This window comes from Rhizobium oryzicola (genome assembly GCF_030504645.1).
Lineage (GTDB): Bacteria > Pseudomonadota > Alphaproteobacteria > Rhizobiales > Rhizobiaceae > Neorhizobium > Neorhizobium oryzicola.
The window spans coordinates 391351-407794 of the sequence record NZ_JAUKWQ010000003.1; the positions used below are offsets into that span (position 1 = coordinate 391351).

At 60.0% G+C, this 16444-nt stretch carries 12 protein-coding genes, 1 pseudogene and 1 riboswitch; of the genes and pseudogenes, 1 reads left to right on the forward strand and 12 read right to left on the reverse strand.

Going from position 1 to position 16444, the window contains the following annotated elements; all coding sequences use genetic code 11:
* The first annotated feature begins 45 nt into the window (after positions 1–45).
* Positions 46–633 carry a TetR/AcrR family transcriptional regulator gene (locus tag Q2T52_RS12465; RefSeq protein WP_302077061.1) on the forward strand — a complete coding sequence of 196 codons (588 nt, stop codon included), beginning with the start codon at positions 46–48 and terminating at the stop codon, positions 631–633.
* A gap of 45 nt (positions 634–678) precedes the next feature.
* Here the strand turns inward: Q2T52_RS12465 and atzF are convergent, their stop codons facing one another.
* The 12 genes and pseudogenes from atzF to Q2T52_RS12525 form a co-directional block, all read right to left on the reverse strand.
* The gene (gene atzF, locus Q2T52_RS12470; protein ID WP_302077062.1) at positions 679–2478 is read right to left on the reverse strand and encodes an allophanate hydrolase; all 1800 of its coding nucleotides are present in this window, start codon (positions 2476–2478) and stop codon (positions 679–681) included.
* Entirely contained in the window at positions 2479–6012 is a 3534-nt protein-coding gene (uca, locus tag Q2T52_RS12475) for an urea carboxylase (RefSeq protein ID WP_302077063.1), read from the reverse strand.
* Positions 6012–6665 (reverse strand): urea amidolyase associated protein UAAP2, encoded by a 654-nt coding sequence (locus Q2T52_RS12480; protein ID WP_302077064.1) that lies wholly within the window; start codon positions 6663–6665, stop codon positions 6012–6014. Before Q2T52_RS12480 ends, uca begins: the two co-directional genes overlap by 1 nt.
* A 14-nt stretch (positions 6666–6679) precedes the next feature.
* Positions 6680–7507: an urea amidolyase associated protein UAAP1 gene (locus Q2T52_RS12485; RefSeq protein ID WP_302077065.1), complete on the reverse strand. Its 828-nt coding sequence runs from the start codon at positions 7505–7507 to the stop codon at positions 6680–6682.
* A gap of 1 nt (position 7508) precedes the next feature.
* A pseudogene (locus Q2T52_RS12490) lies at positions 7509–8334 on the reverse strand (ABC transporter ATP-binding protein); the annotation flags it as partial.
* Positions 8331–9149, reverse strand: a complete 819-nt coding sequence (locus Q2T52_RS12495) for an ABC transporter permease (protein WP_302077066.1) — start codon at positions 9147–9149, stop codon at positions 8331–8333. The pseudogene Q2T52_RS12490 and the gene Q2T52_RS12495, both read right to left, overlap by 4 nt.
* Positions 9150–9214: 65 nt before the next feature.
* Positions 9215–10285 (reverse strand): putative urea ABC transporter substrate-binding protein, encoded by a 1071-nt coding sequence (locus tag Q2T52_RS12500; RefSeq protein ID WP_302077067.1) that lies wholly within the window; start codon positions 10283–10285, stop codon positions 9215–9217.
* Between the two features lie 77 nt (positions 10286–10362).
* A riboswitch (guanidine-I (ykkC/yxkD leader) is annotated at positions 10363–10470 on the reverse strand.
* Positions 10471–10687: 217 nt separating this feature from the next.
* Complete coding sequence (locus tag Q2T52_RS12505) at positions 10688–11533, reverse strand: dipeptide ABC transporter ATP-binding protein (protein WP_302077068.1); 846 nt, start codon at positions 11531–11533, stop codon at positions 10688–10690.
* Positions 11530–12381: an ABC transporter ATP-binding protein gene (locus tag Q2T52_RS12510; protein WP_302077069.1), complete on the reverse strand. Its 852-nt coding sequence runs from the start codon at positions 12379–12381 to the stop codon at positions 11530–11532. The genes Q2T52_RS12505 and Q2T52_RS12510 overlap by 4 nt, the downstream gene beginning before the upstream one ends.
* Positions 12382–12383: 2 nt before the next feature.
* Positions 12384–13295 carry an ABC transporter permease subunit gene (locus Q2T52_RS12515; protein ID WP_302077070.1) on the reverse strand — a complete coding sequence of 304 codons (912 nt, stop codon included), beginning with the start codon at positions 13293–13295 and terminating at the stop codon, positions 12384–12386.
* A gap of 16 nt (positions 13296–13311) precedes the next feature.
* A complete protein-coding gene (locus Q2T52_RS12520; protein ID WP_302077071.1) occupies positions 13312–14316 on the reverse strand; it encodes an ABC transporter permease subunit in 1005 nt (334 codons plus the stop codon).
* Between the two features lie 157 nt (positions 14317–14473).
* Positions 14474–16069: an ABC transporter substrate-binding protein gene (locus tag Q2T52_RS12525; protein WP_302077072.1), complete on the reverse strand. Its 1596-nt coding sequence runs from the start codon at positions 16067–16069 to the stop codon at positions 14474–14476.
* Between the last annotated feature and the right edge of the window lie 375 nt (positions 16070–16444).

Sequence of the window (16444 nt, forward strand, 5' to 3'; positions counted from 1 at the left end):
GAGTTTGGCAAGGGTCAAGCTCACAGAGACGCCGGAAAGCGAATTTTGTCAGAGATCGCCCCCAAGGCTTGCGCCCCAAAGCAGCGCGCAGACGCCCTCCGCAATCGTGAAAAGCTTGTGGAATCAGCCGGGCGTGCCTTTTCGACGCATGGTGTTTCGACGTCTCTTGAAGATATCGCCCGACAGGCCGGTGTGGGGATCGGAACGCTCTACCGCCACTTTCCCACACGTGAGCATCTTGTTGAGGCTGTCTATCGCCGAGAGCTGGAAAGCCTTGCCGCCGCCGCCGACAGGCTGTCGGCCACACACGCCCCTGATGTCGCGCTGGAAGAGTGGATGCGGCGGTTCGTGGGTTACATCGCGGCCAAGCGCGGCATGGCCGCCAGCCTGAAGATCCTCTTCAATTCCAACTCGACATTGTTTGCTGATGGTGCAGGCAAGATCCGCGAAGCCTTCGACCAGCTTCGTTCCCGTGCTGTGGCAGAAAAACTCATCCGCGACGACGTGGATGCCAGCGACATCATGCATGTGCTCTACGGCATTTATTCCATGCCTGACGGGCCCGATTGGCAAGAGCGGTCGCAAAAGCTCATCGGGGTTCTGATGGACGGCTTGCGAACGCATTCCTCATGAGTTCGCAAGCCCACCCTAAGCAACCAGATTAATGGCGTCTGACACTCACGCCAGGGATTGGCGATAGGCTCGCCATCCGCCGAAGTGCGTTACGTCTTGCGCGCCCTGCAGCGCATAAGGCTCGCAAAGGAACCCAGAGACCTGGCTGCCGTCATCGAGCGTGACCTTGCCGATGCCAAGCGGAGCCGGGATGTTCTGCACAAAGCGCCCGAAGGCCGCGGGCGTGACCTTCCAGACTTCCACTTCCAGCCCCGGCCCCGCAAAACCCGGCTCGCGGATCAGGCCCGGCTTCGGCGGCGTGGTGTTGGGCAGAACGAAAAGGCGATAGTCGCCTGCCGTGCGGCAGACCTTCAGGAATTTTCCGCCGGGACCGGTCAGTTCGTGGTTGAGCGGCATGCCCGTCAGATGCGCGCCGACGACCATGATGGTGACGAGCCCGTCATCGGCTTCTGCAACCTTCGAAGCTTCCGGCAGGGCCGCCGTTCTGTCCTTGCCCATGCCAGAGGCGACCGCACGATGCATGGCGTCTGCGAACGGCGCCAGCGCATCGTCTGAGAAGGACGGGCCGAAGAAGGTCACACCATTGGGTAGACCGTCCGGCCCGAAGCCGCCGGGCACGGCAATCGCCGCGTAACCGAACAAGTTGGCGAAATTGGTGTAGCGCCCGAAGTGACTGTTCTTGGTGATCGGGTCCGCCAGCATCGCCTCGACCGTATAGGTGGTCGGCGAGGTCGGCAGCATCAGCAGATCAAGCTTTTCCCATTCGGCCAGCGCCTTCTGGCGCAGATGACCAAGCTTGTACTGGCCCTCGAAGGCGGCAACCGCATCATAGGCCTTCGCGCCCTCGATGATCTTGCGAACGGTCGGGTCGAAATCATCGGCATTCGTCGCGATGAAATCCTTCACCGCAGCCAGCCGTTCCGCCACCCAGGGGCCGTTGTAGAGCAGTTCGGCGGCCTGCCGGAAAGGCGCATAATCGAAGGGCACGATGGTCGCACCGAGCGACTTTGCCCGTTCGATGGCCGCATCGTAGAGCGCTTCGACTGCCTTGTTGCCGAAGAATTCGCGTTCAGCACCTTCAAGAACGCCGATGCGCAAACCGGATCCAGGCAGCTTGGCTGGTTCAGCCTTGCGCGAATAGGGATCGCCCGCATCATAGCCGTCCATGACCTTGCGGATCGCCACCCCATCGCCCACCGTCGCGGCAAACACCGTCACCACATCGACGCTGCGGCAGGCAGGTACGACGCCGACATTCGGCACTAGCCCCGGCGTCGGCTTGATGCCGACGAGATTATTGAAGGCCGCCGGAACGCGTCCAGAACCCGCCGTATCCGTTCCCATTGCGAACGTGGCCAAGCCTGCACCAACCGCGACCGCCGACCCGGAGGAAGAACCACCAGAAACGTAATCCTTGTTGAAGACCGAACGCGGTGCGCCATAGGGCGAACGGGTGCCGTTCAGGCCTGTCGCGAACTGGTCGAGATTGGTCTTGCCGATCACGATTGCGCCCGCTGCCTTCAGACGAGCAACGACGGTCGCATCTTTTTCCGGGTGATAGGCAAAGGCAGGGCACGCAGCTGTCGTCGGAAGTCCGGTCACGTCGATATTGTCCTTCACCGCAAAGGGAATGCCCCAGAGCGGAAGGCTGTTCGGCTCCGGCGCCTTTTCCATCAGGGCTTCGGCGGCGGCGCGAAGATCATCGTCCGGGGTCTGGGTGATGAAAATTGCGGGATCATCGGACGCCTTGCGCCGCGCGATGACCTCCTCCACCAAATCAAGTGGGGTCAGACCAGAGGCATAGGCCGCTTTCAACGAGGCAAGATCCAGTATGGTAGGCAGCATTCAAACATCCTCCAGTACGACCAGAACATCGCCGGCCTTGACGTTTCGACCCGGCCCTGCCCGCAAGTCCCGGATGCGTCCGGCAGCATGGGCAGTCACGGTGATTTCCATTTTCATCGATTCAATGATGGCAAGCGTTTCGCCAGCTTCCACACGCTGGCCAGGCTCGACAAGCACTTTCCAGACATTGCCGGGGACGGCGCTTTCCACGCCGAAGCAGCCGTCAGGAATATCGCCGCCAAGGCCTGGGCCGGCCCCCTCGTCCACCTGGAAACTGTCGAGCCCCTGTTCCTTCCAGCGCTGACGCTCCGCCTCGAATGCCGCCTGCTGGCCCTGCTTGAAGGCAGAGATGCCGGCAGCGTTACGCGCCATTTCGGCTTCGTAATCAGCGTAGGAGAAGGTACCCTCCTCGATACGAACCGGGTATCCCCCATGGGGGAAGGCTGCGCGCGCCTCCGTCAACTCGTCATGGCTGACGGGGAAGAAGCGGATCTGGTCGAAGAAATCCAGAAGCCACGGCTTGTCCTTGCCAAACACCTGCGTCTGCCGCCATGTGTTCCACACTTGGATCGTGCGGCCGAAGAGTTGGTAACCGCCCGGCCCTTCCATGCCATAGATGCACATGTAAGCGCCGCCGATGCCGACGGCGTTTTCCGGGGTCCAGGTGCGGGCCGGGTTATATTTGGTGGTAACAAGACGGTGGCGCGGGTCGATGGGCGTTGCGACCGGCGCACCGAGGTAGACGTCCCCTAGACCCATCACCAGATAGGAGGCATCGAAGATGGTGTTCTTGACCGCCTGCTCATCCGCCAACCCGTTGATGCGGCGGATGAATTCGATATTGGATGGGCACCAAGGCGCATTGGGCCGCACCAGCTCCTGATATTTCCGCATGGCGAGTTCAGCCTGCGGATCGTTCCACGATAGCGGCAGCCAGACCGTGCGGCTCGGCACCTTCACCTCCGAGACCGCAGGCAGGCTTTTCTCGATCTCCGCCAGCAGTCCCAGAAGCTTCGTCCGAGAAAGCACGGTGCTGTCGTAATGGATCTGTAATGAGCGAATGCCGGGCGTCAGGTCGATCAGCCCCGGCAGTTTCGCGGCCTTCACCGCCTGCATCAAAAGATGGACGCGCATGCGAATGCCGATATCGAGCTGCATCGGACCGTATTCGACCAGCAGGTTATCATCCCCCTGACGGCGATAGACGACCGGGATCAGGCCCGCTTCGTTAGCAGTAAGGATGGGCGAACCGATGGCTGGCGCACGCAGTCTAGGCGCCGCCAAGACATCATCCTCTTGCCGCTCAACAGCATGAAACCGGATCTTATCCCCCGGCTTGAACTGGCCCATCTTCCACTGCTCATCGCGGGCGATGACCGCCGGGCAGACGAAGCCGCCGAGGCTTGGGCCATCAGGTCCGAGGATGATCGGCATATCGCCGGTAAAATCGATCGCGCCAATCGCATAGGCATTGTCATGCAGGTTGGAGGGGTGCAACCCCGCCTCGCCGCCATCGGCGCGCGCCCATTTTGGCGCAGGGCCGATCAGCCGCACGCCGGTGCGGGCCGAGTTGAAATGCACCTCGTATTCAGTGGAAAACAGCGTTTCGATGTCTTCTTGAAGGAAGAAATCCGGCGCGCCGTGCGGCCCATAGAGGACGCCGACGGACCATTCCCGTGTCAGTTCTGCCGGCTCATTGGCGGGCTTTACGTCCACCTGAGCCCCTCGGGGAAGCCGCAACACATGGCCTGCCCGAAGCGTGCCGGTGGCATTGCCGCCGAACTGGCCGAGGCCGAAGGTCGCGCGAGAGCCCATGACAACAGGCGCATCGAAGCCACCGGAAACGGCCAGATAAGCCCGTTGTCCCGCGCCGCTGATCGAGCCGATCGATAGCGTCTGCCCTGCCTTGACGGCAACAGCTTCACCATGGGGAACCGGGACACCGTCAAGCTTCATCGGCATGTCCGCGCCGGCCAAAGCAATCGTGACGTCCGAGAAGAACTTCAGCACTGGACCGGAGACGGTGAGCTCCAAGGCTGCCGTGTGGTCATGATTGCCGACAAGGCGGTTTGCGTGACGGAAGGAGCGCTCATCCATAGGCCCTGACGGTGGCACCCCCACATGCCAGAGGCCGAGACGGCCCGGCAGTTCCTGCAGGCTGGATTGCGCGCCGGGCGAAATGACTTCCACCACGTCAGGCACGAAATCGAAATCCTTCAGAGCCGTGGTGGCGACATCACCGCTGTTGAACAGGTCGGAGGCAGCGATGGCTTTCAGGTATTCGAGGTTCGTCTCGATGCCGCAGAGCGAGGTTTTTGCCAAGGCAGAGGACAGGGCCGCAATGGCAGCCTCTCGGCTCTCGCCTGATACGATCACCTTGGCGAGCATGGGATCGTAGAATGGCGTGACCTCCGTTCCCGTTTCCACCCAGCCATCGACGCGAGCTTCCTCGGGAAACACCACTTCGGTCAGCAGACCGGCGCTGGGGCGAAAACCGGCATGAGGCATTTCCGCATAGACACGGGCCTCGATGGCCGCACCCTTCGGCACAAGGTGCTCCTTGCCCGTCAGCACATCCTCGCCAGCGGCCTGCCGGATCATCCATTCGACGAGATCGACACCGAAGACCGCTTCCGTCACCGGATGCTCCACCTGAAGGCGGGTGTTGACCTCCAGAAAGTAGAACTCCTTCCGCGCCGGATCATAGATGAACTCGACGGTTCCAGCAGATGCGTAAGCCACCTGTTGGCCTAGCGATACGGCTGCCGCATGCAGGCGTTGACGAACAGCATCAGACAATCCCGGCGCTGGCGTTTCCTCGATCACCTTCTGGTTCCGGCGTTGGAGCGAGCAGTCGCGTTCCCCCAGCGCAATCACGCGGCCCTTGCCGTCGCCAAAGATCTGCACTTCCACATGACGCGCCTTGGCAACGAAGCGTTCCAGATAGACGCGTGCATCGCCGAAGCTGGATTTCGCGATGCGTTGCACGCTGTCGAAGGCGGCCGCTAGTGCATCCGCACTATCGCAAAGCTGCATGCCGATGCCACCGCCGCCTGCCGTCGATTTCAGCATCACCGGATAGCCGATCTCTTGCGCAGCTGTCAGCGCCTCGTCGCGGCTTGCGAGCAGGCCGGAACCGGGCAGCAGCGGCACGCCGCTGGCCTTCGCCAGGTCGCGGGCGGTATGCTTCAGACCGAAGGCAGAGATATTCGCCGGCGAAGGTCCGATGAAGGTGATGCCTTCCGCCTTCAGCCGTTCGGCAAAGCCGATATTCTCCGACAGAAAACCATAGCCCGGATGCACCGCTTCCGCACCCGTCTGGCGGCAGGCAGCAATCACGGCATCCACATTCAGGTAGCTTTCGGACGCCGGGGCGGGACCGAGACGAACCGCCTCGTCCGCCATCAGCACGGCCTTGGAGAAACGATCGGCATCGGAATAGACCGCGACGCTCGCAATCCGCATCTTGCGAAGCGTCTTGATGACGCGGACGGCGATTTCGCCGCGATTGGCAATCAATACCTTCTTGAACATCAGGCGGCCTCGCCATCCCAGACCAGCACCCGGATCGGCGTGGGGTCGAAGCCGTTGCAGGGATTGTTGATCTGCGGGCAATTGGAAATGACCAACAGCACATCCATTTCCGCCACCAGTTCCACATAGTCGCCGGGAGCGGAAATGCCGTCGACAATGGTCATCTCGCCTGATGGTTCGATCGGCACATTCATGAAGAAATTGATGTTCGGCACCACGTCGCGCTTGCTCATGCCGTGCTTGGACACCTCGATGACAAAGTTATCGCGGCAGGCATGCAGGTACTTCGTGTAGTGGCCGAAGCGCACGGTGTTGCTCTCGCAGGAGCAGGCCCCGGCTGAGGTATCGTGACGGCCGCAGCTGTCCGCCGTCATCGTCAGCATCACCCTGCCTTCGTTGGAGAAGACCTTGGTGCCGGTCGAGATATAGGCAGCCCCCTGCTCCCGCATCGTATCCTGGCTGGAATAACGCTCGGAAAAGTCATGCGCGTTATAGAACAGCGTATCGACGGCCTGCTGGCCATAGGTATCCTCGATGCGCACCACCTGGCCCTTTTTGATGAAGGTGGAGAAGGGCGCTTCGGCGGCGATGTAGTGATCCTGCACCGTATTCGAGAGCTTACGAGCCTGGGAGGTCTGGATGAAATTGGTCATGGTCGCCTCCCCTCTCACAGTGCCGCAAATGCGTTGTTTTCGAAGCCACGGATCGCTTCGACGGTGGCTGTGCGGCTGAGGTCATCCGCCGCCGGCTCGACAGCTTTGATGCGCGTGATAGTCACCGGATTGGGCGCGTAGACCGGGTTCGGATCGAGCGGATGGGGGCAGTTGGAGAAACCGACGATCATGTCCATCTCGGCGCGAAGGTCGACGTAATCTCCCTCGGAAACCAGTTCCGGCTTCCATTCGAATTTGCCATCCGCATCGACCCGTACCGGTGCAAACAGCGCGAGTGCTGCCGGAATGTCGCGCTTGTCGAGCCCGGCCTTGGTGGCGACCAACACAAAATTCTCCCGTGTATTGCGCAAGGTCGCGCCGTTCGCTCCCACATACTTTCGGGCATTCGATGATGCCGTCGAACCGCCCATCAGCACATCATGCGCGCCGCAGCTATCCTCCACGATGGAGAACATCACCTTGCCCATGTCGGAAAAGATGACGCGGCCTTTGCCGAGACCGGTCGTCCACTGCACCTTGACCGTATCCGGCAGGTTCATCCGCTCGCTCGGGTCCGCGGCATTCCAGGCAATAACCGAGACGGTCGAGAAACCTTCGTCGAGCGTGATGCGCAGTACCTCGTTGGCCTTCACGCGCGTCCACCAGTACCAGCCGCCCGGCAGCTTTTCCTGATGCACGATGTCAGCAGCGGCAATAACCGGCGCAGGTTTGGCGCTCTTGCCCGGCAATGCCTTCGGCGCAAATTCCAGCCCCTTTTTCTGATGTTCCTCGTAGCGCGCGCGGTTGGCGGCAATCTCTTCCGGTGAACGTCTGATGTGCATGTTGATCTCCAGTGGTTCCGTTGGCCGGGTCGTCCCGGCTATTGACCCTTTGAAGAGACCGGGCCGTCCCGGTCGGGGCGAAAAATGGAGGGCACGCCGGCCTGTCGCGGCGGCCAGATGGTGATGTCCTTGGTGATGGTTGCGCCGTATCGCAGCTTCTCTTCCGGGCGGTCGCGGGGGCGTTCGAAGGCGACGACGCGGGTACCAAGCGTGAAGGCTTCGCGCATGTCATGCGTCACCATCACCACCGTCATCGGCGCTTCGTGCCAAAGCTTCTTCATCAGCGTGTGGATCTCCGCCCGGATGCCGGGATCGAGCGCGCCGAAGGGTTCATCCAGCAGCAGCACCTTGGGCCGCATGATCAGCGCCTGCGCCAGCGCCAGCCGCTGCTGCATGCCGCCGGAAAGCTGGGCCGGATATTTGTTTTCCGATCCCATCAGGCCCACCGCCGCAATCATGGCACGCGCTTCTTCCTCCACCGCCCGGCGAGCCGCACCGAACAGGCGACCGGCGAAACGGGAAGCCTGCAATTCCTTGCCGAACATGACATTACCGAGCACGGTCAGATGCGGGAAAACCGAGTATCGCTGAAAGACGACGCCTCGATCCGGCCCCGGCTCCTTCGGCAGGGGCTCGCCATCCAGCAGGATCTTGCCCTTGGTCTGGGTTTCCTGCCCCAGAAGCATGCGCAGGAAGGTGGATTTGCCACAGCCGGACGGACCGACGAGGGCCACGAAGGCGCGAGAGGCGATCTCAATGGAGACGTCCTCCAACACGATCTGGTCGCCATATTCCTTCCAGACGTTTTTGATCGACAGCGCGCTCATTTGCCCTTCTCCAGTTCCGACCAGGGGAAGACGGCAATGCGCAGGCGATCGAGCAGGATATCGGTCGCGACTGCCAGCAGCGTGATCCAGATCACGTAAGGAAAGATCACATCCATCGAGAGGTAGCGGCGGACGAGGAAGATGCGGTAGCCCAGCCCGCTATCCGCCGAGATAGCCTCAGCGGCAATCAGGAACAGCCAGGCAGGGCCGAGTTGAAGCCGAAGACAGGTGATGAGCCGCGGCAGGATCTGTGGCAGCACCACGCGCAGCGCGATCTGCCAGGAGGAGGCCGATAGCGTTTCCGCCTTCACGATCATCTCGCGCGGCAGTTCGATGGCCTTCAAGGCCAGATCGCGGATCATGATCGGCGTCACCCCAATGGCAATCAGAGCAATCTTGGAGGTCTCGCCGAGGCCCATTACGATAAAAAGGATCGGCAAGAGCGCCAGCGGCGGCACCATGGAAATGGCGCCGACAAAGGGAGACAGCAGCGCCCTTGCATAAGGCAGAATGCCGATCACGAGGCCAAGCAGCAGGGCAATGGCAGTCGCGATAGCAAGGCCAGCCCCCAGCCGCTGAAGACTGGCGAGCGTATCGACCCACAGAAGATAGCTGCCGGTTCTGGCCTCTGGCACAAAAGCCATGCGGTTGATCGCATCCGCAAAGCCGGTAAGGCCGGGGAGCAGCTTGTCATTCGGGTTTTCCGCCAGCCGCTCGGCGGAACCGATCGCATAGGCAATCAGCACCAGCACGAAGGGCAGCAGCGCCAGCGCGAGGCGCGTGCCATTGGCAGGGCGGGAATTGATCCAGCGCATGGCTCTCTCTCAGCTAGTGGAAAGGTCGGCGAGAAACTCGCCCGCCGACGTTGACAGGGTTGAGTTCAGAGAGCGCCCTTGGCGGCCGCATCCATATAGCTGGATGTGTAGCGGAACTTGATGTTCGCCTTGTCGCCCAGCACCTTACCGTCCGGCAGTTCGATGCCGATCACATCCGCCGACGGCGCGCCATTGCCGAGCAGCCCCTTGGAGAAGAGGAAGTTGCGAACCAGATCCATGGTCTTCGGCAGGCCGGGCGACGTGGTGAAGGTGACCGCATCTGCCGGCTTGTCGAACAGCTTGGTCGCTGCCATCTGGGCTTCGAAACCCTTCAAGTCGGTGCCGGATGCCGTTCCCATGGCTTCGCGCGCAGCTTTTCCTTCCGCGCTGTCGGCGGTCATCAGCTTCATCGTGTCATACCAGATGCCGGCCAGCGCCTTGCCGAAATCAGGATTATCCTTCAGCACGCCGGTATTGGCCACCATCAGGTCGATGATTTCACCGGGGATCTGCGAGCTGTCGAACACCTTCTTTGCGGATGGGTCTTCGAGGATAGTGGAAACCAGCGGGTTCCAGGTGACGACCGAGGTGACGTCCTTGGTCTTGTATGCGGCGACCATATCGGCGTCTGACGTGTTGACGACCTTGACGTCCTTTTCCGCGAGCTTGATGCTCTCCAGCGCGCGCGCCAGCAGGTAATGCGACACGGAGAACTCAACCAGATTGACGTTCTGGCCCTTGATGTCGGCCAGCTTGTCCTTGTTTTTCAGGATGACGGCGTCGTTGCCGTTGGAGAAGTCGCCGACAATCACGGCTGTCGTATCGACGCCGCCGGCTGCGGGGATGGAAAGCCCGTCCATATTGGTCAGCGTCACGGCATCGAAGGCGCCAGCCGTGTACTGGTTCATCGACTCCACATAGTCGTTGAACTGGGTCACCTCGATCTTGATGCCGTATTTGTCGGCCCACTTCTTCACGATGCCATGATCGGCGGCATAGCCCCACGGCATCCAGCCGACATAGATCGACCAGGCGACCTTGAAGTCCTTCTTTGGCGCGGCATGAGCGGCAAGCGGCGCACCGAGTGCAAAGGCTGCCACGGAAATTGTGGCGAGAAATTTTGAAATGGTCTGCATTGGATATTCCCCTTCTTGAGCATCTTTAGAAAGGGATCGGCATGGACCATCGCGCCGCCAATCCCTTGGCTTACGAGGTCTCCCGGGCTTTTGTCCCGCCGTGCACCCGGCGGGATGTCTCCCCGCCGGTAGCCGCTCTCGGACCAGTCGCACATAATCGTGCCGGAACCCTAGCTGCTAACTCTGATCATGAAGAAGCAAAGGCCGTGCCAATCTGAAGCGGACCGAATAACTCAGGTCATAAGCATACTGAAACGACGTTACGTAGTTAATTGCACACAACACAGGCAAATATGCTTATATTTTAATCGAAAATAAAAATTGCGCAGTCTTTAGATTAGGTCTCAAAATGTGATAGGCGGACCGAGGCCCGCCTATCACACCGTTCTCTATTAAAGCTGTTCAACCCGCGCGTTTCGCCAGTCGAGCCCGGATGGACTCCACATCCGCCCGCGGCGTCGCGGCAAACAGGGTCTTCGTATAGTCATGGCTAGGCGCCGAAAACACCTGCTCACGCGTGCCGTATTCAACCGCCTCGCCGTAATACATCACCATCACCTCGTCGGCGATGTATTTGACCACTGACAAATCGTGGCTGATGAACACATAGGTCAGGCCGAACTCCTCCTGCAGATCCGCCAGAAGGTTCAGCACCTGCGCCTGCACCGAAAGATCGAGCGCCGAGACCGGTTCATCGAGCACCAGCAGCTTCGGGTTCAGCATCAGCGCGCGAGCAATCGCAATACGCTGGCGTTGCCCGCCGGAGAACATATGTGGGTAGCGATTGTAGTGGTCCGCTGTCAGGCCCACCTTCACCAGCATGTCGGTTGCCCGCTCACGCCGCTCGGCAGCGCTCATGTCTGTGTTGATCGCCAGCGGTTCGCCCAGAACGTCGCCAATCTTCTGGCGCGGATTGAGCGAGCCATACGGGTTCTGGAACACGATCTGCACCTTGCGGCGCATCTCTGCGGTCAAGTGACCGGGGCGGGTATCAACCGTCTTGCCGTCGATCAGCAATTCGCCTGAGGTCGGCGGGTCGATGAAGGTGAGAATGCGGGCAAGCGTCGATTTTCCGCAGCCGCTTTCGCCAACAATGGCGAGCGTCTTGCCGGCATCCAGCTTGAAGGAAACGCCCTTCACGGCATGGACGATCTTTTCCTTCTTCATGAAGCCGCCGGGAACATGATAGTCCCGCTTGATATTGCGGATTTCCAACATCGGCGTCGCGTTCGATAGGTTTGCTGTCATCGGCTCTCTCCCGCAAATTCGCCGCTTGCCATGAAATCGGAAACGGTGCTCAGGCGCTTGCCCGTCGCATTTTCCGGCAGCGCCGAAAGCAGTGCGCGCGTGTAGGGGTTCTTCGGCGCCTCAAAGAGAGACAGCACGTCTGCCTCCTCCATCTTGCGCCCCTTGTACTGCACGATCACCCGGTCGGCTGTCTCGGCCACGACGCCCATGTCATGGGTAATCATGATGAGGCCCATGCCATGCTCGGCCTGAAGCTTCATCAAGAGATCGAGGATCTGCTTCTGGATCGTCACATCGAGCGCCGTCGTCGGCTCGTCGGCGATCAGGAGTTTCGGATTGCAGGCGATTGCCATGGCAATCATCACGCGCTGGCACTGGCCACCCGACATCTGGTGCGGAAAATGGTTCAGCCGCTCCGCAGGATCCGGCAGGCCAACCAGGGTGAAGAGTTCGATGGCGCGCGCGCGGCGCTCCTTCTTCCCCATCCCCATGTGGATGCGCAGCACTTCCTCGATCTGGAAGCCAACGGTGAAGCAGGGATTGAGGCTGGCGATCGGCTCCTGGAAGATCATCGCCATGTCCTTGCCGATCAACTTGCGCCGTTCGCCATCCGGAAGGTTCCTGATGTCGCGCCCCTGAAACAGCATCTTGTCAGCGGTGATCTTTGCCGTCCAAGGCAGAAGACCCATCACAGCCAACATGGAGACGGATTTGCCGGAACCGCTTTCGCCGACGATCGCCAGCACTTCACGCTCATTGACGGAGAGCGAGACGCCATCGACTGCCTTGAACCAGCCACTGGCGGTTTCGAACTGAACGGTAAGGTTTTCGATTTCGAGAAGCGCCATGATCAGGACCTCTTCATTTTGGGATCAAGCGCGTCACGCAGCCCGTCACCCATCAGGTTGATGGCAAGAACGGTGATCAGGATCGCGAGGCCCGGGAAAGTAACAACCCACCACGCCTGCAGAATGAACTCGCGCGATTCAGACAGCATCGTTCCCCATTCCGGCGCCGGCGGCTGGGCGCCCATGCCGAGAAAGCCAAGCGCTGCCGCATCGAGAATGGCATTCGAGAAAGACAGCGTGGCCTGCACGATGAGCGGTGCGGTGCAGTTGGGCAGGATGGTGCGGAACATCAGGCGCAAGGGACCGGCGCCTGCCAGGCGAGATGCAGTGACGTAATCCTTGCTCTTTTCAGCCATGACGGCGGCACGCGTCAGGCGCACGAAATGCGGCTGCAAGACTAGCGCGATTGCAATCATGCCATTGGTCAGGCTCGGGCCGAGGATGGCCACGAGGACGAGCGCCAGCAGCAGCGACGGGAATGCCAGGATGATATCCATCAGCCGCATGATCACCGTATCGACCCATCCGCGATAATAGCCCGCGATCAAGCCCACCAGAATGCCGCCGACGAGCGACAGGGTTGTCACGAAGACGCCGATGAACAACGAATATTGCGCGCCGTAAATCAGGCGCGAAAGGATGTCGCGACCGACAGGATCGGTGCCCAAAAGGAAAGTTGCTGTTCCACCCTGCGCCCAGATCGGCGGCTTCAGAACCGCCTCGCGATACTGTTCAAAGGGAGAATGAGGCGCAATGATCGGCGCGAGAACCGCAATCACCACAAGGATGAGGAAAACGAAGAGGCCGATGACGGCGCCTCGGTTTTCGGAAAAATAGAACCAGAATTCCTTGAGCATCTGGCGGCGCATGGCCGCGGAAGATGTCGGTTGCGCCGTGGTTGAAGTGCCTGCCATGGGAATTTTCTCCTTCTTAGTGGCGGATGCGCGGATTGATCAGACCGTAGAGCAGGTCGACGATCAGGTTTACGATCATGATGATGCCAGCAATCAGAAGCAGGCCGCCCTGGATGACAGGGTAGTCGCGGCGGAACACGCTATCGACCATCCACTTGCCGATACCCGGCCAGGAGAAGATGGTTTCGGTCAGGATGGCGCCCGCCAGCATCACGCCGACCTGCAGGCCGATGGTGGTGATCACGGGGATCATGGCATTGCGCAGGGCGTGCAGGCCCACCACACGGAAGGGCGACAACCCCTTGGCGCGCGCAGTTCGGACGTAATCTTCCGACAGCACTTCCAGCATGGCCGAACGCGTCTGGCGTGCAATGACCGCCAAGGGAATCGTCGCAAGGACGATGGACGGCAGAGCCAGATGGCTGAGGGCCGAGAGAAACGCTCCCTTCTGATCAGAAAGCAGCGAGTCGATCAACATGAAGCCCGTCACCGGCTCGAAGAAGAACATCAGCGAGATGCGACCGGACACAGGGAACCATTGCAGGATGCCGGAGAACAGGATGATCAGCAGCAAACCCCACCAGAAGATCGGCATGGAATAGCCGACGAGTGCCACGCCCATCATGCCCTGATCGATGATCGTGCCGCGCTTGATCGCCGCAATCACACCTGCCGGGATGCCGAGAGCGACAGCAATGATGATGGCGCAAAAGGACAATTCGACCGTCGCCGGGAACAGGTCCAGAAACTGGGTCATGATCGGCGTCTTCGAAACAATCGAAGCGCCAAAGTCGCCACGCATCACGCCCCAAAGATAATCCAGATACTGGATGACGATAGGACGATCGAGACCCAACTGGTGACTGACCGCCGCATGCTGCTCGGGCGACATGACACGCTCGCCGGACAGGAGAGCGACCGGATCACCCGGCAGAAGCCGAATGAAGGAAAAGGCGATGATCGAGACCCCAATGAAAGTTGGGATCAAGACGGCGATACGCCGCAGAAGGAAGCCAAACATTCCGTGACCTTTAGTGGTTTCGGGCTTGAGCGATTCTCGCCATGTCAAGCCGTCAAGGAGCCTGATCCGTCAGGTCCGCGCTATTTTAACGCTTGATTAAGAAAATGCCGCGGGAAACGCAACGCGTCCCGCGGCAAAAACCGTTGAGAACTGACAATTAGTCGGCGAGATCAACAGATTCGAAGGTGAAGGCGCCAAGCGGGCTCTTCACGAAGTTGACCACATTCTTGCGCATCGGAACGATAGCGAGCGAGTGGTCGATCGTTGCCCAAGGAGCGTCCTTCTTGAACACAAGCTGTGCCTGTTCGTAAAGCTTGGTGCGCTCGGCCTGGTCAGCCGTGACCTTTGCCTTCTTCACGAGTTCGTCGAATTCCTTGTTGCACCACTGAGCGCGGTTGTTGCCGCCAACGGCGTCGCAACCGAGCAGCGTGTCAAGGAAGTTGTCCGGGTCGCCGTTGTCGCCCGTCCAGCCCATGATGGCTGCACCGTCGCGATCCTTCGCCTTCGAGCGGGAGAGGTATTCAGCCCATTCGTAGGTGACAATCTCGACCTTCACGCCGATCTTGGAAAAATCATCCTGGATGATTTCGGCAGCGCGGCGGGCGTTCAGCATATAGGGACGCGAAACCGGCATTGCCCAGACCTTCATGGAAAGGTCCTTCACGCCAGCGTCGGCCAGCATCTTCTTGGCGGCTTCCAGGTCGTAGGTGTCGTCCTGGGTGGACTTGTTGTAGGACCACATGGTCGGCGGGATCGGGTTGACAGCAGGCGTTGCCATGCCCTGGAAGACGGCGTCAACGATCGCCTTCTTGTTGATCGCCTTGTTCAGCGCCTTGCGGACCTCAGGCTTGTCGAACGGGGCCTGCGTGGTGTTGTAGGCGAGGTAGGCGATGTTCAGGCCTTCCTGTTCCAGAACCTTGAGGTTCGGATCAGCCTTCATGGCCTTGACGTCGGCAGCGTTCGGATACGGCATCAGGTGGCATTCGCCGGCCTTCAGCTTCTGGTAACGAACAGCGGCATCGGTGGTGATCGCAAAGACCAGATCGTCGATCTTCGGCGCGGTGCCCCAGTAATCGGCGTTCTTCTTGAAGCGGATCACAGCATCGCGCTGGTAGGCAACGAAGCTGTACGGACCGGTGCCGATCGGCGCCTGGTTCAACTGCTCCTTCTTGCCGGACTTTTCGAGGCTGTCGGCATATTCCTTGGAGAGAATCGATGCGAACGGCATGGCGAGGTCGGCGAGGAACGGCGCTTCCGGATGCGTCAGCGTGATCTTGACGGTCAGATCGTCCACTTTTTCGATCGACTTGATCAGCTTGGGGAAGCCCATGCCGCTGGCATATTCCCAGGAGGCGCCTGCGATATACTTGTTCCAGGGATTGTTCGCATCGATCTGGCGACCAATGGAAAAGATCACGTCGTCAGCCGTCAGCGTACGGGTCGGCTTGAAGCTTGCATTCGACTGGAACTTGACATTCGGGCGCAGCTTGAACGTGTAGACGGTGCCGTCCGAAGAAATGTCCCAGCTCTGTGCGAGGCCTGCAACCGGCTGCGTCGTGCCGGGCTTGAACTCGATCAGGCGGTTATAGACTGGATGCGCCGAGGCATCGAACGTAGTGCCAGCGGTATAGAGGCCCGGATCGAAACCTTCCGGAGAACCTTCAGAGCAGAACACGAACGTCTTAGCGCTCGCGGTCGTGGAAAGGAACGAGGCTGCGAGCAGTGCTGCAGCAAAACCCAATTTATATCTCATCGACGTCTCCCATGGGCGGCACGAAGGATGTTCCCCATCCGCCATTGTCTGGATCAAAAACGCGTGGTGCGCTTGAAGCTTCTTCTTATTCCACGCGCGGTCATCACCTCCACCAGCAACTCAGGCATATCGCCATATCATGGGCGCCTGAAATACGGGTCGGTCCGTCCGTCATATCCGTTGGGTGTGCCGTGTAAAGATGGGGAGCGGCATCCTTGCCGCGAAGTTGCCGAATTTTTGTTAGTTTGTGCAAAATGGAAAAATATGACGCAGATGAGGCAATAAAGTTTCGCGCGGGTAACTCAACTTGCTGCGATGCAACACGAATCTGGTGGCATTGGGAACAAGATGTCAAAGCGGCTCAAATGTGACTTG

Bases quoted from the DNA above. Each gene is read 5' to 3' on its own strand.
- atzF (WP_302077062.1), bottom strand. From the start codon at position 2,478: ATGCTGCCTACCATACTGGATCTTGCCTCGTTGAAAGCGGCCTATGCC.
- Q2T52_RS12505 (WP_302077068.1), bottom strand. From the start codon at position 11,533: ATGACAGCAAACCTATCGAACGCGACGCCGATGTTGGAAATCCGCAAT.
- Q2T52_RS12525 (WP_302077072.1), bottom strand. From the start codon at position 16,069: ATGAGATATAAATTGGGTTTTGCTGCAGCACTGCTCGCAGCCTCGTTC.
- uca (WP_302077063.1), bottom strand. From the start codon at position 6,012: ATGTTCAAGAAGGTATTGATTGCCAATCGCGGCGAAATCGCCGTCCGC.
- Q2T52_RS12485 (WP_302077065.1), bottom strand. From the start codon at position 7,507: ATGCACATCAGACGTTCACCGGAAGAGATTGCCGCCAACCGCGCGCGC.
- Q2T52_RS12510 (WP_302077069.1), bottom strand. From the start codon at position 12,381: ATGGCGCTTCTCGAAATCGAAAACCTTACCGTTCAGTTCGAAACCGCC.
- Q2T52_RS12495 (WP_302077066.1), bottom strand. From the start codon at position 9,149: ATGCGCTGGATCAATTCCCGCCCTGCCAATGGCACGCGCCTCGCGCTG.
- Q2T52_RS12480 (WP_302077064.1), bottom strand. From the start codon at position 6,665: ATGACCAATTTCATCCAGACCTCCCAGGCTCGTAAGCTCTCGAATACG.
- Q2T52_RS12500 (WP_302077067.1), bottom strand. From the start codon at position 10,285: ATGCAGACCATTTCAAAATTTCTCGCCACAATTTCCGTGGCAGCCTTT.
- Q2T52_RS12520 (WP_302077071.1), bottom strand. From the start codon at position 14,316: ATGTTTGGCTTCCTTCTGCGGCGTATCGCCGTCTTGATCCCAACTTTC.
- Q2T52_RS12515 (WP_302077070.1), bottom strand. From the start codon at position 13,295: ATGGCAGGCACTTCAACCACGGCGCAACCGACATCTTCCGCGGCCATG.